This is a genomic window from Streptomyces sp. NPDC093094 (assembly GCF_044754345.1).
GTDB lineage: Bacteria > Actinomycetota > Actinomycetes > Streptomycetales > Streptomycetaceae > Streptomyces.
In genome coordinates this window covers 155,555-175,105 of the sequence record NZ_JBIVOX010000014.1, presented here as the reverse complement: position 1 = coordinate 175,105, position 19,551 = coordinate 155,555, and the positions used below count along the sequence as shown (strand labels likewise).

The window sequence follows — 19,551 nt, the reverse complement described above, 5'->3', positions numbered from 1 at the left end:
CCCGTCTCAGACGACGTCCGCCCGCCGCCCGTACGCGTCCGCGACCCGCTCCAGCGAGTCCGCCAGATACACCGCCAGCAGCCGCTCCGCCCCGTCCCGGTCGCCCGACTCCAGGGCGCGCAGGATCTCCTCGTTGCGCGCCAGGTACGGCTCGTGCAGCTGCCGGGGGTCGTCGACCACGTGGAACGCGAGCCGCAGCTCGGCGAAGACGCCGCGCATCAGCTCGTCGGTGCGGGGACTGCCCGCCAGCGCGACGAGTCCGCGGTGGAAACGGATGTTCGCCGTCCCCAGCGCTTTCCAGTCGTCCTGCGCGACGGCCCGCCGGCCCTGGGCCACCGCCTCCGTGAGCCCCTCCAGCGCGTAAGGCGGCTCCCCCAGCCCCCTGACGACGGCGCACTCCACGAGCGCCCGCGTCCGGTAGATGTCCTGCACGTCCTCCGCCGTGAGCACCCGGACGAAGACACCCCGGTTCAGCTCGTGGACCAGCAGGCGTTCGTGCGTGAGCAGCCGGAACGCCTCGCGCAGGGTGTTGCGGGAGACACCGAGGGCACCTCCGATGCTGTCCTCCGACAGCCGGGTGCCGGGCGGGAAGAAGCCTTCCGCGATACGGCTCCTGAGGATGTCCGAGACGCGCTCGGCCGTGCTGGTGCGGCCCAGGAGGGCACGGTCGTCGGCCAGTCCGGCCAGCTGCTCCGCCATGCCCGGAATTCAACCGCAGCCGCGGGGACGAGACAACACGGGTATTGAAGGATCGTTCAACGATCCTCTACCTTGCTGCGCACGCCCTTCGGCGCCGCAGTTCCTCCGCACGGCTCAGCACCGCACCCTCCGTCTTCTTCGCTGCGAGGTGCCCATGAGCTCGACCCCTCCGCCCGAGACCACCGCCCTCCCCGCTCCCGCCCCTTCCCCCGCCGCTTCCGAGACCGGTCCGCCGGGCTGGCTGCACGCCCTCGGACCGCGCGGCCGACGCGCCTTCGCGGGCGCGTTCGGGGGCTACGCGCTCGACGCGTACGACTACTTCACGCTGCCGCTGAGCATGGTCGCGCTGGCCGCGTACTTCGGTCTGGACAGCGGACAGACCGGGCTGTTCACGACCGTCACGCTGGTGGTCTCCGCGATCGGCGGCGCACTGGCCGGTGTGCTCGCGGACCGGATCGGCCGGGTCCGCGCGCTGATGATCACGGTGATCACCTACGCCGTCTTCACCGTCGCCTGCGGCTTCGCGCCGAACTACGAGACGCTGCTGGTCCTCCGCGCCCTGCAGGGCCTCGGTTTCGGCGGGGAGTGGGCGGTCGGCGCGATCCTGGTCGCCGAGTACGCGAGCGCCCGCCACCGGGGCCGCACCCTCGGCGCCGTCCAGAGCTCGTGGGCCGTGGGCTGGGCGCTCGCCGCGATCGTGTACACGCTGGTGTTCTCACTGGTGGACGACGATCTGGCCTGGCGGGTGATGTTCTGGACCGGCGCGCTGCCCGCCCTGCTGGTCGTCTGGATGCGCCGCCGGGTGCAGGACGCGCCGGAGGCCGTCGCGGTGCGCGAGCGGAGCGCGGGCAGAGGGTCGTTCGCGGAGATCTTCAGGCCGGGTCTGGCGCGTACGACGTTCTTCGCGGTGCTGCTGTCCACCGGTGTGCAGGGCGGCTACTACACGCTCGCCACCTGGGTGCCGACCTACCTCAAGACCGAGCGCGACCTGTCGGTCGTCGGCACCGGCGGCTATCTGGCACTGCTGATCTCGGGAGCGTTCGCCGGGTACCTGACCGGCGGTCACCTCACCGACCGGCTGGGCCGACGGCGCAACATCTGGCTGTTCGCGGTGCTGTCGGCGCTGTGCATCGTGACGTACGCCCGCATCCCGAGCGGCGCCGGCACCCTGCTCCTGCTGCTCGGCTTCCCGCTGGGGTTCTGCATGTCGGCGATCTTCAGCGGTTTCGGCTCGTTCCTGAGCGAGCTGTACCCCACGGCGGTACGCGGCACGGGGCAGGGCTTCACGTACAACACCGGCCGCGCGGTCGGCGCGGTCTTTCCCACCACGGTCGGGTTCCTGGCCGACAGCTGGGGAGTGGGCGGCGCGCTGGCCTTCGGCGCCGTCGGTTACGGTCTGGCGGCGCTGGCCCTGCTGGGGCTGCCGGAGACGCGGGGGAGGGAGCTGACGTGACCTCACCGGACCGTGCGGACGACCGCCCGCTGACCGTCGTCGACGAGCACGCGCACACGTGGAGCCCCGCAGCGGCCCGGGCGCGCTTCCGGGAGGGCCTCGCGGGCCCCACCGCCGGAATCGCCGCCGGCCACACCCAGGCCAACCTGATCTCGGTGCCCGCCGACTGGGCCTACGACGTGCTGCTGTTCTGCCAGCGCAATCCGAAACCCTGCCCGGTGCTGGACGTCACGGACGCCGGATCCTGGACCACCGTCCTCGCCGGCGGCGCGGACCTGCGCACCGACCTGCCGCGCTACCGGGTGTGGCGCAACGGTGAGCTGGTGGACGAGCCGACGGACGTGCGCGCGTACTGGCGCGAGGATCTGGTGTCGTTCCTGATCGGATGCAGTTTCACCTTCGAATGGGCGCTGTCCGCCGCGGGCGTGCCCGTCCGCCATGTCGAGCAGGGCCGCAACGTGCCCATGTACGTGACGGACCGTCGGTGCCGGCCCGGCGGGCGGCTGCACGGTCCGCTGGTGGTGTCGATGCGGCCGGTGCCGCCGCCGCGTCTCGCGGCGGCCATCCGCGAGAGCAGCCTGCTGCCTGCGGTGCACGGCGGACCCGTGCACTGCGGCGACCCCTCCGTGCTCGGCATCGCCGACCTCGGCCGCCCCGACTTCGGCGACCCCGTGGTCGCCGAACCGGACGACATCCCGGTGTTCTGGGCCTGCGGGGTCACCCCGCAGGCCGCGGTGACGGCTTCCCGTCCGCCGTTCGCCCTCACCCACGCACCGGGGCAGATGTTCCTCACCGACGCCCGCGACGAGCAGTACCGCGTGGCCTGACCCAGGAAACCCGACCCAGGAAACCGGAAGGACCCATGACCCCGATCGATCTGAACGCCGACCTCGGCGAGGGCTTCGGCCGCTGGCGGCTCACCGACGACGAACAACTGCTGTCGGTGGTCACCAGCGCCAACGTGGCCTGCGGCTTCCACGCCGGGGACGCGGCCACCATGCGGCGGGTGTGCGAGCTCGCGGCCGGGCGCGGCGTCACGATCGGCGCCCAGGTCTCCTACCGGGACCTCGCCGGGTTCGGGCGGCGTGCGATGGACGTGCCGCCCGCCGAACTGGCCGCCGAGGTGGCGTACCAGATCGGCGCCCTGGAGGTGTTCGCCCGGGCGGCGGGCGCGCGCGTGGCCTACGTCAAACCGCACGGCGCGCTCTACAACCGGGTCGTGCACGACGAGGAACAGGCCCGCGCGGTCGTCGAGGGCGTCCTCCTGGCGGACGCCTCGCTGCCCGTGCTCGGGCTGCCGGGTTCGCGCCTGCTGGAACGGGCCGGGGAGGCCGGGCTCCCCGCGGTCACGGAGGCATTCGCCGACCGCGCCTACACCGACCACGGCACCCTGGTGCCGCGCGGCACCGAGGGCGCGGTGGTCACCGACCCGGTGACCGTCGTGGAACGCTCGGTGGGCCTCGCCCGGGACGGCCGGGTCGTCTCGCACTCCGGGCTGCCCGTCCAGGTGCGGGCGCGGTCGCTGTGCCTGCACGGCGACACCCCGGGCGCGGTGGAACTGGCCCGCCGGGTACGCCGGCGCCTGGAGGCCGCCGAGGTACGGGTGGAGGCGTTCGCATGAGGGTCCTGCCCGTGGGCGACGACGCGCTGCTGCTGGAGGTCTCCTGCGGCGAGGAGGCCGAGGCCCTGCACGCCGAGCTGCTGCGCCGCCGCGCGGAGGGCTCGCTGCGGGTCCGCGAGCTGGTCCCCGCCGCCCGTACGGTGCTCCTGGACGGCCTCGCCGACCCGTCCCGGCTCGCCGCCGAACTCACGGCGGCGGACCTGCCGCCCGTGCCCGCACGCGCGCATGAGGCGATCGAACTCCCCGTGCGCTACGACGGACCCGACCTCGCGGACGTCGCCGCGCACTGGGGTGTGGCCGAACGGGAGGTGGCCCGCATCCACGCGGGCACCGAGTTCCGCGTCGCCTTCTGCGGCTTCGCCCCCGGCTTCGGCTACCTCACCGGCCTGCCGCCGCGCTACGACGTGCCGCGCCGGGCGACGCCACGCACGGCCGTGCCCGCGGGCGCGGTCGCCCTGGCCGGGCCGTACACGGGGGTCTACCCGCGCTCCTCCCCCGGCGGCTGGCAGCTGATCGGCACCACCGACAGCGTGCTGTGGGACCACGCGCGCGTGCCCGCGGCGCTGCTGTCGCCCGGGGCCCGGGTGCGCTTCGTCGCGGTGGGTGCCGCATGACGCGTCGTCCCACGGGTGCCGCGGCGCCTGCCGTGCCGGTGGCTGCCGTGGCGCCTGCCGTGCCGGCGGATGCCATGGCACCTGCCGTCCTGGCGGGTGCCTCATGACCGATCGCGCGCTGCGCGTCGTCCGGGCGGGAGCGCTGACCACGGTCCAGGACCAGGGGCGGCCCGGCCACGCGCACCTCGGGGTGCCGTGCTCCGGTGCGCTCGACGCGCCCGCCGCCGGCCTCGTCAACCGTCTGGTCGGCAACCCCCGCGAAGCGGCCGTGCTGGAGACCACCCTCACCGGCTGCGCCGTACGCCCCCGTTCCGCCGTCACCGTGGCGGTGGGCGGAGCGCCCTGCGCCGTCACGGTGGACGGGCGCCCGGCCGCCTGGGGTGCGCCGGTGCGGGTGCCCGCCGGGGCACTGCTGGACATCGGCGCGGCCGTCGCGGGAGTACGCAGCTATGTCGCCTTCTCCGGCGGGGTCGCGGTCGAACCGGTGCTGGGCAGCCGCTCCACCGACCTGCTCTCGGGGCTCGGCCCCGCGCCCCTGGCGGACGGCACGGTGCTGCCGCTCGGCCCGGCGGCGGTGCTCCGCGCGCGCGTGGACGTGGCTCCGCAGCCGGCCCCGCCCACCGAGCTGGTGCTGAGGGTGACGCCGGGCCCGCGCGACGACTGGTTCTCCCCGCAGGCGCTGCGCGTCTTCACCACGCGCGCGTACCGGGTGTCCGCCGCGAGCAACCGCATCGGGCTGCGCACCGAGGGGCCGGCCCTGGAACGGGCCCGTGCCGGTGAGCTGCCCAGCGAGGGCATGGTGCTGGGCGCGGTCCAGGTGCCGCCGGACGGCAGGCCGGTGGTCTTCCTCGCCGACCACCCCACCACCGGCGGCTACCCGGTCGTCGCCGTCGTCCGCCGCGCCGACCTGCCGGGAGCCGCCCAGGCGGTCCCGGGCACCCCCGTCAGGTTCGTACCGGTACGCCGCCGCTGACGTCCCGCCGCCGGCGCCGGGGCGCGTCCCGGGCCCGGTGAGGCGGTGCGGCCCCGCGCCGCCGGCGGCCGCGCCCGGCCGCGCCTCCCGTCCCGGCCGGGACGGCACCCGCCCGCTACGCCACCCCCGGCTCCCGTCCCTCGCCCACCGACACGGACACGGACACCGACAGCGCCGCCAGCGCCGTCGACACCGCCTGTGCCGCCCGTACGTCCAGCCGGGCGCTCGTGCCACGGGCACGGTGGTGCATCTCGTCGGCGGCGAGGCGCAGCAGCTGGGGCAGCAGGTCGGTGCAGCGGCGGGCCACCCAGCCGGTGCCGGCGGTGGCCATCCAGCGCAGGCCGGCCATACGGGTCGGCGCCGGGAACTCCGGCTCGGGCGCGGGCGCGGCGCCGTTCGCCGCGCCCGCCTCGGTGAGCAGGGCGTGGAAGCGCACGGCGAGCTGCCGGTGCCCGCGCTCCCCGGGGTGGAGCCGGTCCGCGCTCCACAGGGCGCGGTCGGTCAGCCAGGCGCCCTCGCCGGCGTGCAGGTGCACCGCCCCGTGCCGTTCGGACAGCGCGTGCACCACGGTGTTCACGGCCCGCTGCCGCCGGGCCAGGGGACGAGCCAGCGCGCCCGGCAGCCCGAGCATCGCCCCGGGGTCGGGCAGACAGGCGGTGAGCAGGACGGCGCCCTGCGCGGTCAGGGCGCCGTACGCCCGGTCGAGCCGGGCGGCCACGGCGTGGATGTCGAAGGTGCGGCGCAGCGTGTCGTTGACGCCGATCACCACGGAGGCGACGTCCGGCCGCAGCGCGAGGGCGGCGGGCAGCTGTGCGGCCACGACGTCCCGGGTCTGCGCCCCGCTGACGGCGAGGTTGGTGAACTCGACGGGCTCCTCGGCGAGCCCGTCGGCGAGCAGCGCCGCCCAGCCGCGCCACCCGTCCCCGAGGGGGTCGCCCACCCCCTCGGTGAGGGAGTCCCCGAGGGCTGCGAACCTCACGGGTCTCATGCCGTGCCTCCCGGCAGGGCCGGGTCGCGCCGGGTGAGGACGGTCGCCTCGTGCGCGGCGAGGAATGCCTCCACCGCCGTGCCCCAGCCGAAGCACTCGGCACGCGCGCGTGCGGCTTCACGCCGCTGCGCGCCGGGCCGGTCGAGCAGGGCGGCGACCGCGTCCGCGAACGCCTCCCCGCGGTCGGCGGCGACGGCCCCGGCCGGGCCGACCACCTCGGGCAGCGCGGACGAGGCGCTGACCGCGACGGGCGTGCCGCAGGCCATGGACTCCAGCGCGGCGAGCCCGAAGGTCTCGGCGGGCCCGGGCGCCAGGCAGACGTCGGCGGATGCCTGGAGCGCGCCGAGCAGCCCGCTGTCGGAGACGTGCCCGAGGAAGACGGCCGGCAGCCCCCGGTCCCGGGCGCGCTGCTCCAGCCGGGCGCGCAGGGGCCCGTCCCCGGCGACGACCAGGACCGCCCGCGTCCCGCGCCGCAGCAGCGCCTCCAGGGCGTCCAGGGCGGTCCCGGGCCGCTTCTCCACGGACAGCCGGGAGCACATGACCAGCAGCGTCTCGTCCACGCGCGCGTGGCGGGCCCGCAGCGCGGCCGAGCGCAGCGCCGGATGCCGGGCCGTCAGATCGACGCCCAGGGGCGCCCGTACGACGTTGCGGGCGCCGATGCGGAGGAACTCCCGCTCGGCGAACTCGGTGGTGCACACGACCTTGGAGTAGACGTGCGCGGTACGGACGTTCAGGGCGTCCGCCGCACGCCGGGACAGCCCGTCGGGCAGACCCCAGGTACGCAGTACGCCGTCGGCGGTCTCGTGGGAGACCATCACGGCGGGCACCCGGGCACGCCGCGCCCAGCGGCCGGTCCAGCGCAGGGTCGTACGGTCGGAGACCTCCAGGCGGTCGGGCGCGAGCCCCTCCAGGAGGGCGGCCAGGCGCCGCCGGTCGGTGAGGACGCGGTAGCCGCCGGTGCCGGGCAGCAGCGGGCCGGGCAGGGTGATGACGCGGCCCTGTTCGGTGTCCCGGTCGGTGTGGCGTTCACCGGGCACGACGAGCACGGGGTCGTGGCCCGCGGCCCGCAGGCCCCTGCCCAGTTCACGCAGGGCGGTGCGCAGGCCGCCGGACGCGGGGGCGACGAAATTCGCCAGCCTCACGATCCGCAGCGCCCGCACGCCCGAGCCACCGGAACCGCCGGGCTCCCCGGGTCTCCCAGGGCCGCCGGGTCCGCTGCCACCGCTCGGAGTTCCTGCCCCGCCAGGACCACGAGCCCCGCCGGGACCACGAGCCCCGCCAGGGCCGTCCAGGCCCCGGACCCCGTCGGCCCCGCCCTCCCTCAGCGAGAGTCCGGTCATGCCGCCAGCACCGCCTTCCGGGCGACCAGCACATCCGCGTAGTGCGCGATGAGCCGGTCCCCCACGGCGGCCCAGGTGCGGCCCTCGACGGTGGCCCGCCCGGCGGCACCGCAGGCGGCGCGTGCGGCGGGGTCGGCGGCCAGCGCGGCGACCGCCTCGCGGACGGCGCCGGCGTCGCGCGGCGGGACCAGCAGGCCGGTCCTGCCGTGGTCGACGAGGTCCAGGGGCCCGCCCGCGGCGGGGGCGACCACGGGCACTCCGCTCGCCATGGCCTCCTGGACGGTCTGGCAGAAGGTCTCGAAGGGCCCGGTGTGCGCGAAGACGTCCAGCGAGGCGAAGACCCGCGCCAGGTCGGCACCGATGCGGCGGCCGAGGAAGACGGCGCCGGGCAGCGCCCCGGCCAGGTGGGCGCGGCTCGGCCCGTCGCCCACGACGACGACCCGTACACCGGGCAGGGAGCAGGCTCCGGAGAGCAGTTCGACCTGCTTCTCGGGGGCGAGGCGGCCGACGTAGCCGACGATCAGCTCACCGTTCGGGGCGAGTTCACGGCGCAGCGCCTCGTCGCGCAGCTCCGGCCGGAACCGTACGGTGTCCACGCCCCGGGGCCACAGCCGCACCCGGGGCACGCCGTGTGTCTCCAGGTCGTCGCGGGCGGCGGTGGAGGGAGCCAGGGTGAGGTCGGCGGCGGCGTGCACGGAGCGGATGCGCCGCCAGGCGGCGGCCTCTCCGGCACCCATGTAGGTGCGCGCGTATCCGGCCAGGTCGGTCTGGTAGACGGCCACGGCGGGGATGCCGAGCCGGGCGGCGGCGGCCATGCCGCGTACGCCGAGGACGAAGGGGCTGGCCAGGTGGACGATCTCCGCGCGGTGGTCGGCGATGGCGGCGGCGACGCGGCGGCTGGGGAGGGCCACGCGCACCTGGGGGTAGCCCGGGAGCGGGAGGGAGGGGATCCGGACGACGGGGCACGGCGCCCGGACGTCGGCCTCGGATGCGACGGCGGCGGCGGTGGCCGGCGCGACGACGAGGGGCGTGTGACCGCGGTCGACGAGGTGCCGGGCGGTCTGGAGCGCGCAGTGGGCCACGCCGTTCACATCGGGGGGAAAGGATTCGGTCACGATGACGACACGCATACGGGTGTTCTCGCCGTACCGGACGTGGACGCGTCAACGTGGATCTTTCCGGATCGGGAACGTCCCGTGAGCGTTGCGCGGCGCACCCGGGCGGGTCAGGCGGCGTCCATGCGCGCCTGACCCGCGGGTCGTTCCTCGTTCACCCGGCGGGCTCAGGCCGGGGGCGTCTCGATGCCGAAGCGGCTGCGCACGGCGGTCTGCACCTCGTCCTCCTCGGCGGGGTCGGAGGCGAGCCGGCGCAGCCGGTCGACGACGCGGGTGTCGCCGGTCTCCGCATGGCGGGCGGCGACCTCACGGGTGCTCTCCTCGCAGTCCCACAGGCATTCGACGGCGAATCCGGCGGGGAAGGAGGGGTCGGTGGCGGCGAGGGCGCGAGCGGCCCGGCCGCGCAGATGGGAGGACGCGGTCTCGCGGTAGACATGGCGCAGGACGGGGGCGGCGCAGGCGATGCCGAGCCGGCCGGCGCCGTCGACGAGGGTCCACAGGGTGGGCGCGTCGGGCCCCTCGCCGCGGACGGCCTCGCGCAGTGCGCCGAGGACGAGTTCCTTGTCCTCGGCCCCGCCCCGGCAGGCGAGCATCCGTCCGGCGGCGGCGCCGAGCGGGTCGGGCCGGTGGGCCCAGCGGCGGGCGCGCACCACGGCGGCGACGCTCCGCATGCGTTCGTAGGACTCGACGGCGGCCTCCACGACCGGCGTGGGGCCGGTGGCGACGGCCTGCTCGATCAGATCGAGCGCGTCGGGATCGTCGCTGTCGGCGAGGTAGCGCAGGGCCGTGCAGCGGGCACCCTCCGCGCCGGTCCGGGCGGCGTCGAGGATCTCGGGACGGTCCTCGGGCCCGGCGACGGCGGTCAGGCAGCGGGCGGCCGGGGCGTGCAGGGGCGTGCCTCGTTCGACGCCCTGCTGGGCCCAGTCGAACACCGCCTGGACACTCCACCCGGGACGGGGCCCGGACGGCCGCATCTGCCGCTGCCAGCGGTCGAAGCAGCCGGCTTCCTGGGCGGTACGCACACGCGTGCCGATCCCTTCGCGCGGGTCGTCGGCCCACAGCCGCCAGGGCCGTGGCTCGAAGGCGTCCCGCACGGCGGCGGCCAGTTCCGCCTCGCCCTCGGCGTCGGCCGGGAAACGGGCGAGGACGGGGACCGCGAGGGAGCGCAGCCCGGCGTCGTCGTCGCGCAGGGCCAGCTCGTCCAGGGCCCAGGCCCAGTTGGAGCCCTCGGCGGCGTACCTGCGCAGCAGTTCCAGGGCGTCGCGCCTGCCGTAGGAGGCCAGGTGACCGAGGACGGCCAGGGCGAGGCCGGTGCGGGACTCCTCGTCGTCGAGGATGTCCTCGGCGTCGAAGAGGTGGGCCTCGATGACGTCGAGTTCACCGCCCAGGTCGAGGTACAGACGGGCGTAGTACAGGGAGCGGTTCTCCACCTGCCAGTCGTGGCGCGGGTCGCGCACCACGCAGTGGTTCAGCGCCGCGAGCGCCTCGGCGCGCGGGGCGGTGAGCGCGTGCAGCGTGCCGTCGCCGCGGCCCCGCTGAAGCAGGCCGAGCAGGGTACCGCTGGGCGCTATGACCGGATCGAACATGGGAAACAGCCTCACATCAAGCGTCGACGCAACCGGGGAACGTGCTTTACCTGGCCGCGTGACAACACGTCGGGGCGCCCGCCGTCTCATGCTTGCTGTAGACCATCTTCCTCTGCCTCTCGTCGGTGGCCCATGCGGGCCGCGTCACGGCCCGCGCGGTGCGGCAACACCTGCCCAGCCATCGCGTCCGTGAATCACGACGTCATGATGACTCGGCGCTCTTCGATGCCGCGACCGAAATATCCGGCGGCCCTGTACCGCCTCCCCCGTTTTCCGTTGCGTATCCCTGCCGGAACCCTGTCGTCCCTGGTCAGGGCGTTCGGATCAGAACGTTCCGAACAGTTCGAGCAGGTCCGTCTTGCCGAACATCCGTGCCGTGTCGACGGCCGACGGCGTCCCCGCGGAGGGGTCCGCGCCGCCTTCGAGCAAGGCCCTGATCACGGCTTCCTCACCCTTGAAGACCGCCCCGGCGAGCGGGGTCTGGCCCCGGTCGTTGACGCGGTCGGCCTCGGCGCCGCGGGCGAGCAGGGCCTGTACGGCCCCGGCGTGCCCGTGATAGGCGGCGAGCATCACGAGGGAGTCGCCCCGGTCGTTGGTGAGGTCGGCCGGAACGCCCGCGTCGACGTACGCCACGAGCGCCTCGGTCCGCCCCTTCCGGGCCAGATCGAAGATCTTGGTCGCGAGCTCCACGACCTCGGGGTCGGGGGCTTCAGTCATCGGCCGGTCCACCTCTCCTCACAGCCGTTCGGGTGAATCGCCAGGGTACTGGCTGCGGCGGCACATGACGGCTGCCGCCCGAGGCAAAGATCACCACGAGACCGGCCCGACGCAACCCGCCCGCCCGGACGGACCGCCGAAACCTCCGCCGTTCGGGGGAGATATTTAAAATTTCCACCATTTGCACCTTTTATCGTATGGATACATCCTGTGAGCCTGGAAGTACTCATGGTGACTGTCCCCGCGAACCAGGAGAACCCAAATGATCCTGTCCATGTCCGGCGTGGTCCTGCTCGGCATCATCGTCTTTCTGTTCTTCAAGAAGGACGGGCTCAAGGCGTCGCACGCCCTCGTCGCAGCCCTGTTCGGCTTCTATCTGGCCAGTACGGCCATCGCGCCGAGCATCCAGGCAGGAGGCGAGAGCCTGGCCGGCCTCCTCGGCGGCATCAAGTTCTGACGTCGAAGATCCCGTCCGTACGCACCACCAGGAGACAGCAGTGGCCCGGCGCCCCCTCCCCCGCATCCTGAGCACAGGCAGCGCACAGATCGCCCGGAGCCGGGAGCTGGCCCGGACGGCGGCCGACAGTGCCACCGATGTCCTCCACCCGCTGATCACGATCACCCGCGGTCTGCGCCGGCTGGCCTCGGCCGGGCGGCGCAAGGTGGCCGACACCCCCAAGGACAAGCGCGGTCCGCTGCTTTTCCTCGTGGCCTCGGTGATCCTGGTCGTCGTGCTCGTGCCGTACGGTCCGCTGCTGGCCGCCATCACCCTGATGGCGGCGGCAGCCTGGCAGGGCCGGGACCGCACCCCGCCGGTTCCCGAGGGCCCCGACGAGTCCCAGGTGCAGCGCCTGCGGGCGCTGTACGAGGCTCTCGTGCCCCACTTCTCGCTCGAGGAGGATCCCGACCCGCTGTACACGCACGGCGGCGACTGGGAGAAAGCCCTGTCCGACTTCGACTTCGACGGCTCGGGCCGCGTCAGCCGGCTCGTGGTCCACTACCCGGCCTACTTCACGGACGGCGAACCGGCCGCCCGGAACCGTATCGAGCAGCTGCTGGCCGCCAAGTCGGGCCGCGGCCGCGAGTACCACTTCCTGTGGGACGAGGAGGGCAACCAGCTCACGGTCAGCGTGCTGGCCCCCCTGCCCACCGACATCGCCGCCCAGCGCTTCGTCACCTCCCCGGGCGAGACGGTCCTCGGCTTCACGGACCCCGGCGAGGTGCAGCGCACCCTGCCGCTCACCCACGGGAAGGACCACCGCGACGTCCCGCCGGTGGTGTGGCGCACGGGCATCCGTTCCACGGAGCCGCATCTGCTGGCCGTGGGCCAGCCGGGCAGCGGCACCTCCACCCTGCTGCGCTCGATCGCGCTCCAGGCCCTGCAGTACGGCGACATCCTGGTCGTCGAGGGCGGCGGCACCGGCGAGTACGCCTGTCTCGTCGGCCGGGACGGCGTCCTCGGCGTCGAGTGCGGTGCTGCGGGGGCGCTGGCCGGCCTGGAGTGGGCGGCGCACGAGACCGAGCGCCGGCTCGTCGCCGTCAACCGCGCCCGCCAGGAGGGGCATCCTCCTCCCGACGACACCCGGCGCCCGCTGTGGCTGCTGCTGGACCGGCCCGGCGCACTGGGCCTCATCGGCGCGGAGGGACAGCAGGACCCGCAGTCCCTGCTCCAGCTGCCGCTGCGGCACGGCCGCGCGGCCAATGTGACGGTGGTCGTCGCCGAACAGTTCGACAACCTCGACCTGCTCAGCGACTCCGTACGCCAGCACACACGCGCGCGGGTCGTCCTCGGCCCGGCCACCGCCGCGCAGCTCGAAGCGGTCCTCGGCGTCCCGCCGCACACGACCCCCACCGCCCAGGTGCCGCCCGGCCGCGGCTACGCCCGCCTGGGCGCCGGCCCGGCCCTGCGGCTCCAGGTGCCGGCCACCCCGGACCCGTACGACGACGCCACCAGCGACACCCACCGCCAGGCCGTCCTCGACCTCCTGCCGCCGCGCACCACCCCTGCGGACGCGGAGCCGGAGTCCGCGGCCTCCCGGTCGGTACCGGTCGAGAAGGTGCCTGTGGAAAAGGTGCCGGTCGAGAAGGTGCCCGTCGAGAAGGTGCCGGTCGAGAAACTGCCGCTGGAGAAGGTCCCGGTGAACAAGGTGCCGACCGAGGCGATGGCCGCCGAGAGCTGAGCCGGCACCGGGACGCGAGGGCCGGAGCGGGACCCACCCGCTCCGGCCCTCGCGTCGTGCCACGAACCGGCACGGCACCACGCCCCCACGGCCCGGCGCACTCGTCGGCCCGGCGCACTCGTCGGCCCGGCGCACTCGTCGGGCCGGCGCACTCGTCGGGCCGGCGCACTCGTCGGGCCGGCGCACTCGTCGGGCCGGCATCCGTCCGGACCGGCCTCACGTCATGCCACGAAGGTCCGCGGAGCCTCCGTACCGGCTGTCGCGCCGCTCTCCACCAGCCGGGCCGCGGCGGCGAGCCGTGCCGCCGCCTCCTCGGCGACCACGCCGCCCACCGTGAACGGCAGGCGTACGTACCCCTCGAAGGCGCCGTCGACGCCGAAGCGCGGCCCGGAGGGCACCCGGACACCGACCCGCTCCCCCGCCTCGGCGAGCCGCGACCCCGACAGCCCCCCGGCGCGCACCCAGAGCGTCAGACCGCCCCGCGGCACCTCGAACTCCCAGTCAGGCAGCTCCCGCCGCACGGCCGCGACCAGGGCGTCCCGGTTCTCCCGGGCCTGGGCGCGGCGCAGTTCCACGGCCTCCTCCCAGCCTCCGGTGCTGAACAGCCAGTTCACCGCGAGCTGCTCCAGCACGGGCGTGCCCAGGTCGGCGTAGGCGCGGGCAGCCACCAGACTGCGGATGACGTCCGGGGCGGCCCGCACCCAGCCGATGCGCATGCCGGCCCAGAACGCCTTGCTGGCCGAGCCGACCGTGATCACGGTGGACCCGGCCGGGTCGAACCCGCAGACCGGCCGGGGCATGGCGCCGCCGGCGAACTCCTCGTCCAGCCACAGCTCGGTCATCGTCTCGTCCGCGATCAGCACGGTCCCCGCCGAGCGGGCGGCCTCCACCAGGCGGCGCCGCTGGTCCTCGTCGGCGAGGGCCCCGGTGGGGTTGTGGAAGTCGGCGACGACGTACGCGATACGGGGCGCGGCCTCCCTCAGCACCTGGCGCCAGCGGTCCAGGTCCCACCCCGAGAGCCCCTCCGCCATCGCGACGGGCACCAGCCGGGCCCCCGCCTCCCGCATGAGCTGGAGGATGTTGGCGTAGCTGGGCGACTCGACGGCGATGCGCTCGCCGCGGCCGCCGAAGAGGTGGCAGATGGCGTCGATGGCGCCCATCGCGCCGGTCGTCACCATGATCTGCTCGGGCATGGTCGGTATCCCGCGCGCGGTGTACCGCTCGGCGATCATCGAGCGCAGCGCGGGCAGCCCGGCCGGGTAGTCGCCGTGCGTGTGCGCGTACGGCGGGAGTTCCTCCAGCGCGCCCTGCACGGCGCGGGTGAGCCACGGCTCGGGGGCGGGCAGGGCGGCGCAGCCGAGGTCGATCACCGAGCCGAGCGCCTCGGGCGGCAGCGGCTCCAGACCCCGCGCGGGCAGCGGGTTCCCGGCCGGTACGGCGGTCCAGCTGCCGGCTCCGCGCCGGGACTCCAGGAAGCCCTCGGCGCGCAGCGCCTCATAGGCCGCGGCGACCGTCGTACGGCTGACGGACAGCGACAGGGCCAGCTCCCGTTCGGCGGGCAGCCGGGCGGCCACGGGGACCCGGCCCTCCAGCACGAGCAGGCGGATGCCGTCGGCGAGGGCACGGTAGGCGGGCGGGCGGCGGGTGCCGGGGCCCGCGGGCCGGTCCTGCTGGGACTTGAGCAGCCGGGCGAGCTGTGCGGCGCCCACCGCGGAGGTCCAATGTGCCATGACTATCAGTCCACCTTCCCCGAATTGGCCATGGATGACATCCGGTCCATAGCCACAGAGTGTCATGAGTCAGGCCACCGTCACCATCCGGGGGGCACCCTTGTCCGCATCGTCCGCGCCGTCGTCCGCGCCCTCGTCCGCGCCGGGCCGTCTCGTACGGCGTCTCGTCCAGCTCTGTCTCGGCCTGGCGCTGTACGGCGCCAGCTCCGCCCTCCTGGTGCGCGCGGGCCTCGGCCTGGAGCCGTGGAACGTGCTCCACCAGGGTCTGGCCGAGCTCACCGGCCTGACCATCGGCGTGGTGTCCATCGTGGTGGGCGCGGCCGTGCTGCTGCTGTGGATCCCGTTGCGCCAGCGCCCCGGCCTCGGCACGGTCTCCAACGTCTTCGTCGTCGGTCTGGCGATGGACGGCACCCTGGCGCTGGTCCCGGACGCGCACGGCCTCGCCGTACGCGTGCCCCTGCTGCTCGCCGGGATCGTGCTCAACGGCGTGGCCACCGGGCTGTACATCGCCGCGCGCTTCGGGCCGGGCCCGCGCGACGGGCTGATGACCGGACTGCACCGGCGCACGGGCCGGTCGATCCGTCTGATGCGGACGGCGGTGGAGGTGGCCGTCGTGGTGACGGGCTTCCTGCTCGGCGGCACGATCGGTGTCGGCACGCTGCTCTACGCGGTGGCGATCGGCCCGCTCGCCCAGCTGTTCCTGCGGGTGTTCGCCGTCCCCGCGGCATCGGACGGCAGCACGGTCGTTGCCACCGGTCAACCCCGTGGAGCGATACTGCGTCGGTGACCACCACGCGGATACGCCACCCCTACCTCGACCACACCGGCCCGATCGCCTTCGCCCACCGGGGTGGCGCGGCCGACGGCCTGGAGAACACCGCGCTGCAGTTCCGGCGCGCGGTGGAGCTCGGCTACCGGTACATCGAGACGGACGTCCACACCACCCGCGACGGCAGGCTGGTCGCCTTCCACGACGCGACGCTGGACCGGGTGACGGACGGCGCGGGCCGGATCGGCGACCTGGCGTGGGCGGACGTACGGCGCGCGCGCGTGGCGGGCCGGGAGCCGGTGCCGCTGTTCGAGGAGCTGCTGGAGGAGTTCCCCGAGGTGCGCTGGAACGTCGACCTCAAGGCGGAGCCCGCGCTCCGGCCCTTCCTCGACGTGATCACGCGCACGAACGCCTGGGACCGGGTCTGCGTCGGCTCCTTCTCCGAGGCGCGGGTGACGCGCGCCCAGCGCCTGGCCGGCCCGCGCCTGGCCACGTCGTACGGCACCCGGGGCGTGCTGAACCTGCGGCTCCGCTCCTGGGGCGTCCCGGCGGCGCTGCGTGCCTCGGCGGTCGCGGCACAGGTGCCGGAGTCCCAGTCGGGCGTCCCGGTCGTCGATCACCGCTTCGTGCGGGCCGCCCATGCGCGCGGGCTCCAGGTGCACGTCTGGACGGTCAACGAACCCGAGCGGATGCACCGGCTTCTGGACCTCGGAGTCGATGGCATCATGACCGATCACATCGACACGCTGCGCAAGGTCATGGAGGACCGGGGCGTCTGGGTCTGACTCCCGGAGCGCGCCCGCGCGCGGCACCGTGAACGGGAAGCGAGGGCGCGGGTGGGGACGGACACCGTGCGGACGACGGACGCCGACGAGGCGGCCGACCGGCGGCGCGAACAGCGCGGCTGGTACTTCTACGACTGGGCGTGCTCGGTCTATTCGACGAGCGTGCTCACCGTGTTCCTCGGCCCCTATCTCACCTCGGTGGCCGAGGAGGCGGCCGACGCCGGCGGTTTCGTGCATCCGCTGGGCATCCCGGTGCGCGCGGGGTCGTTCTTCGCCTACTCGGTGTCCCTGTCGGTGATCGTCGCCGTGCTGGTGATGCCCCTGGTGGGCGCCGCCGCCGACCGCACCGGCCGCAAGAAGCCGCTGCTGGGCGCGGCCGCGTACGTCGGGGCCGGGGCGACGGCCGGCATGTTCTTCCTGGACGGCGACCGCTATCTGCTGGGCGGCCTGCTGCTGATCGTCGCGAACGCGGCCCAGTCCGTCGCGATGATGCTCTACAACTCCTATCTCCCGCAGATCGCCACTCCCGAGGAACGCGACGCGGTCTCCTCGCGGGGCTGGGCGTTCGGCTACGCGGCGGGCGCCCTGGTGCTGGTGGGGAACCTCGTCCTCTATCTGGGGCACGACAGCTTCGGCCTGTCCGAGAGCATGGCCGTGCGTGTCTGCCTGGCCTCCGCGGGGCTGTGGTGGGGCGCTTTCGCGCTGATCCCGCTGCGCCGCCTGCGCGACCGGGGCGGCCCCGCCCGCGAGGCGACCTCGCCCGGTCTGCGGCAGCTGGCGGCGACCGTCCGCGACATGCGCCGCCACCCTCTGACGCTGGGCTTCCTGCTGGCGTACCTGGTCTACAACGACGGCATCCAGACGGTGATCTCCCAGGCGTCGGTGTACGGCTCGAAGGAGCTCGGCCTCAGCCAGTCGACGCTCATCGGCGCGGTGCTGCTGGTGCAGGTGCTGGCGGTGGCGGGCGCGCTCGCGCTGGGGCGGCTGGCCCGGCGTCACGGGACCAAGCGCACGATCCTCGGTTCGCTGGTGGCCTGGACGGCGACCCTGGCCGCGGGCTACTTCCTGCCCGCCGGGGAACCCGTGTGGTTCTTCGTGCTGGCCGCCGGGATCGGCCTGGTGCTGGGCGGCAGCCAGGCCCTGTCGCGCTCCCTGTACTCCCATCTCGTCCCGCCCGGGAAGGAGGCCGAGTACTTCTCCGCCTACGAGGTGAGCGACCGGGGGATGAGCTGGCTCGGCCCGCTGCTGTTCGGGCTGACCTTCCAGCTGACGGGGAGCTACCGGGACGCGATCATCTCCCTGGTGATCTTCTTCGTGCTGGGGTTCGTGCTGCTGGCGCGCGTCCCCGTACGGCGGGCGATCGGCGACGCGGGCAATCCCGTTCCCGAGAAGATTTAGCACTCAGGGCGAAAGGGCGGTAGTGTACGCCTTTGGCCTGCCAGGCGTACCGTTACTGCGCGTCAAAGATATAAAAACGCTGGGTGACATCTCCTAGCAGAGGTGACAAACCGGGCGCCGGTGGGTACTGCACTGGTTGACAAGGCTGCGGCTACGACGGCGACGCATGACCCGAAACGGGACACGGGACGGGAATCTTTACCGCCGACCGGACGTTGACCGGATGACGACGACAGCGACACCTGTCCTGTGGGCGACAAGCCCGGGAGGCACGATTCATGAGTGAGCGAGCTCTTCGCGGCACGCGCCTCGTGGTGACCAGCTACGAGACGGACCGCGGCATCGACCTGGCCCCGCGCCAGGCCGTGGAGTACGCATGCGAGAAGGGGCACCGCTTCGAGATGCCCTTCTCGGTCGAGGCGGAGATCCCGCCGGAGTGGGAGTGCAAGGTCTGCGGAGCGCAGGCACTCCTCGTTGACGGCGACGGCCCTGAGGAGAAGAAGGCCAAGCCCGCGCGTACGCATTGGGACATGCTGATGGAGCGGCGCACCCGCGAGGAACTCGAAGAGGTCCTCGAGGAGCGACTGGCCGTTCTGCGTTCCGGGGCGATGAACATCGCGGTTCACCCCCGGGACAGCCGCAAGTCCGCATAAGTCCCAGGCGGCTTGACCGGCGCCAGCACGCCGGGATGACCGCGGGCGCCGTACGTGAACTCGACGTACGGCGCCCGCGGTCTTTCCCGCGCCCGGAGCATTTCTGCGGCGCCCCTGCCGGGGCGCTCCCCGGTGCGGGACGAGTGAGGACGAGTGAGGGGGCCCGGCCGGACGGCCGGGCCCCCACCACGGCCCCGGGGACCGGGTGAGCCGCTGGGCCGGGGCCCGGGGGGGGGGGGGGCGGGGGGGGGGGCGCGGGGGGGGGGGGGGGGGGGGCCGCCGCCGCCCGCCCCCCCCCCTCACTCGTCCGCGGATCAGCGGATCAGCAGGTCAGCGGGTCAGCGGCGGGCGGGGCTCCTGCGGGGCGCCCCCTCGCGGCTCGTCCCGGATGACCTCGCCCTGGACGACCTTGCCGTCGGGGCGGTGGATACGGGCCTGCTGGAAGGCGTCGCCGAGGCCGCCCGGGGCGGCGGTGCGCAGCCGGCGCTCGAGGGTGCGCTCGGCGCGCTTGCCGAGCGCCTTCTGCACCGGCGGGATCAGGAGCAGCAGGCCGACGGCGTCGGAGATCAGACCGGGCAGCATCAGCAGCAGGCCGCCGAGCATCGTCCAGCCGTTGCCGCCGCCCCCCTCGGGGGTGCCGCCGCGCTGGAGCGCCTGGTTCAGGTTCTGGAACGCCCTGCGGCCCGCCCGCTTGACGACCGCCGCGCCGAGCACGATGCCCGCGAGCAGCAGCAGGAACACCGTGAGCCCGCCGGCCTCGCTCGCGACCACCGTCAGCAGCCAGATCTCCAGCACGAGCCATGCCGCGATGCCGAGCGGCAGATACCTGCGCAGCGCGGAGCGCCGGGGCCTGGTGGAGGACGTCGGGTTCGGTGAGCCTGATGTCATGCGTCCAGTGTGCCCTCACCACGCTCAATGCGGGATAAGGGG

Annotated in this window: 19 protein-coding genes; 11 read left to right on the top strand and 8 right to left on the bottom strand. The window is 74.4% G+C overall.

Features of this window, described 5'->3' with window-relative positions; genetic code table 11:
- Window positions 1-6: 6 nt before the first annotated feature.
- On the bottom strand, window positions 7-699 hold the full coding sequence (locus ACIQGV_RS28270; RefSeq protein WP_402499046.1) for a GntR family transcriptional regulator: 693 nt from the start codon (window positions 697-699) through the stop codon (window positions 7-9).
- 154 nt (window positions 700-853) lie between these two features.
- On the opposite strand from ACIQGV_RS28270, the gene ACIQGV_RS28265 reads away from it, so the two are divergent.
- The 5 genes from ACIQGV_RS28265 (at window position 854) to ACIQGV_RS28245 (ending at window position 5,360) form a co-directional block, all read left to right on the top strand.
- The gene (locus ACIQGV_RS28265; RefSeq protein WP_402499044.1) at window positions 854-2,152 is read left to right on the top strand and encodes an MFS transporter; all 1,299 of its coding nucleotides are present in this window, start codon (window positions 854-856) and stop codon (window positions 2,150-2,152) included.
- On the top strand, window positions 2,149-2,979 hold the full coding sequence (locus ACIQGV_RS28260) for a putative hydro-lyase (protein ID WP_402499042.1): 831 nt from the start codon (window positions 2,149-2,151) through the stop codon (window positions 2,977-2,979). Before ACIQGV_RS28265 ends, ACIQGV_RS28260 begins: the two co-directional genes overlap by 4 nt.
- 35 nt (window positions 2,980-3,014) lie before the next feature.
- Window positions 3,015-3,773 (top strand): LamB/YcsF family protein, encoded by a 759-nt coding sequence (locus ACIQGV_RS28255; protein WP_402499040.1) that lies wholly within the window; start codon window positions 3,015-3,017, stop codon window positions 3,771-3,773.
- The gene (locus ACIQGV_RS28250) at window positions 3,770-4,387 is read left to right on the top strand and encodes an allophanate hydrolase subunit 1 (RefSeq protein WP_402499038.1); all 618 of its coding nucleotides are present in this window, start codon (window positions 3,770-3,772) and stop codon (window positions 4,385-4,387) included. The genes ACIQGV_RS28255 and ACIQGV_RS28250 overlap by 4 nt, the downstream gene beginning before the upstream one ends.
- A 103-nt stretch (window positions 4,388-4,490) precedes the next feature.
- Window positions 4,491-5,360: a biotin-dependent carboxyltransferase family protein gene (locus ACIQGV_RS28245; protein ID WP_402499036.1), complete on the top strand. Its 870-nt coding sequence runs from the start codon at window positions 4,491-4,493 to the stop codon at window positions 5,358-5,360.
- Window positions 5,361-5,475: 115 nt separating this feature from the next.
- On the opposite strand, the gene ACIQGV_RS28240 is transcribed toward ACIQGV_RS28245, so the two are convergent.
- From ACIQGV_RS28240 to ACIQGV_RS28220, 5 genes are all read right to left on the bottom strand, one after another.
- Window positions 5,476-6,348: an SGNH/GDSL hydrolase family protein gene (locus ACIQGV_RS28240; RefSeq protein ID WP_402499034.1), complete on the bottom strand. Its 873-nt coding sequence runs from the start codon at window positions 6,346-6,348 to the stop codon at window positions 5,476-5,478.
- Entirely contained in the window at window positions 6,345-7,508 is a 1,164-nt protein-coding gene (locus tag ACIQGV_RS28235; RefSeq protein WP_402499031.1) for a glycosyltransferase, read from the bottom strand. The genes ACIQGV_RS28240 and ACIQGV_RS28235 overlap by 4 nt, the downstream gene beginning before the upstream one ends.
- Before the next feature lie 176 nt (window positions 7,509-7,684).
- Window positions 7,685-8,818, bottom strand: coding sequence for a glycosyltransferase family 4 protein (locus ACIQGV_RS28230; protein WP_402499028.1), 1,134 nt, complete (start codon window positions 8,816-8,818; stop codon window positions 7,685-7,687).
- 152 nt (window positions 8,819-8,970) lie between these two features.
- Entirely contained in the window at window positions 8,971-10,389 is a 1,419-nt protein-coding gene (locus ACIQGV_RS28225; RefSeq protein WP_402499025.1) for a HEAT repeat domain-containing protein, read from the bottom strand.
- 324 nt (window positions 10,390-10,713) lie between these two features.
- The gene (locus ACIQGV_RS28220; RefSeq protein ID WP_402499023.1) at window positions 10,714-11,106 is read right to left on the bottom strand and encodes an ankyrin repeat domain-containing protein; all 393 of its coding nucleotides are present in this window, start codon (window positions 11,104-11,106) and stop codon (window positions 10,714-10,716) included.
- A gap of 262 nt (window positions 11,107-11,368) precedes the next feature.
- Between ACIQGV_RS28220 and ACIQGV_RS28215 the strand changes: the two genes are divergently transcribed.
- A complete protein-coding gene (locus tag ACIQGV_RS28215; protein WP_402499021.1) occupies window positions 11,369-11,563 on the top strand; it encodes a hypothetical protein in 195 nt (64 codons plus the stop codon).
- A gap of 40 nt (window positions 11,564-11,603) precedes the next feature.
- Window positions 11,604-13,286: an ATP-binding protein gene (locus tag ACIQGV_RS28210; RefSeq protein WP_402499019.1), complete on the top strand. Its 1,683-nt coding sequence runs from the start codon at window positions 11,604-11,606 to the stop codon at window positions 13,284-13,286.
- 221 nt (window positions 13,287-13,507) lie between these two features.
- Here ACIQGV_RS28210 and ACIQGV_RS28205 read toward each other — a convergent pair whose 3' ends face one another.
- A complete protein-coding gene (locus ACIQGV_RS28205; RefSeq protein ID WP_402499017.1) occupies window positions 13,508-15,016 on the bottom strand; it encodes a PLP-dependent aminotransferase family protein in 1,509 nt (502 codons plus the stop codon).
- 64 nt (window positions 15,017-15,080) lie between these two features.
- Between ACIQGV_RS28205 and ACIQGV_RS28200 the strand changes: the two genes are divergently transcribed.
- From ACIQGV_RS28200 to ACIQGV_RS28185, 4 genes are all read left to right on the top strand, one after another.
- The gene (locus ACIQGV_RS28200; RefSeq protein ID WP_402499014.1) at window positions 15,081-15,803 is read left to right on the top strand and encodes a YitT family protein; all 723 of its coding nucleotides are present in this window, start codon (window positions 15,081-15,083) and stop codon (window positions 15,801-15,803) included.
- Complete coding sequence (locus ACIQGV_RS28195; protein ID WP_402499012.1) at window positions 15,800-16,570, top strand: glycerophosphodiester phosphodiesterase; 771 nt, start codon at window positions 15,800-15,802, stop codon at window positions 16,568-16,570. Before ACIQGV_RS28200 ends, ACIQGV_RS28195 begins: the two co-directional genes overlap by 4 nt.
- Before the next feature lie 51 nt (window positions 16,571-16,621).
- Complete coding sequence (locus tag ACIQGV_RS28190) at window positions 16,622-17,968, top strand: MFS transporter (protein ID WP_402499010.1); 1,347 nt, start codon at window positions 16,622-16,624, stop codon at window positions 17,966-17,968.
- A gap of 278 nt (window positions 17,969-18,246) precedes the next feature.
- Window positions 18,247-18,621, top strand: a complete 375-nt coding sequence (locus ACIQGV_RS28185) for an RNA polymerase-binding protein RbpA (protein ID WP_003977404.1) — start codon at window positions 18,247-18,249, stop codon at window positions 18,619-18,621.
- A 330-nt stretch (window positions 18,622-18,951) separates the two neighbouring features.
- On the opposite strand, the gene fxsA is transcribed toward ACIQGV_RS28185, so the two are convergent.
- The gene (fxsA, locus tag ACIQGV_RS28180; RefSeq protein ID WP_402499007.1) at window positions 18,952-19,509 is read right to left on the bottom strand and encodes an FxsA family membrane protein; all 558 of its coding nucleotides are present in this window, start codon (window positions 19,507-19,509) and stop codon (window positions 18,952-18,954) included.
- Window positions 19,510-19,551: the final 42 nt, after the last annotated feature.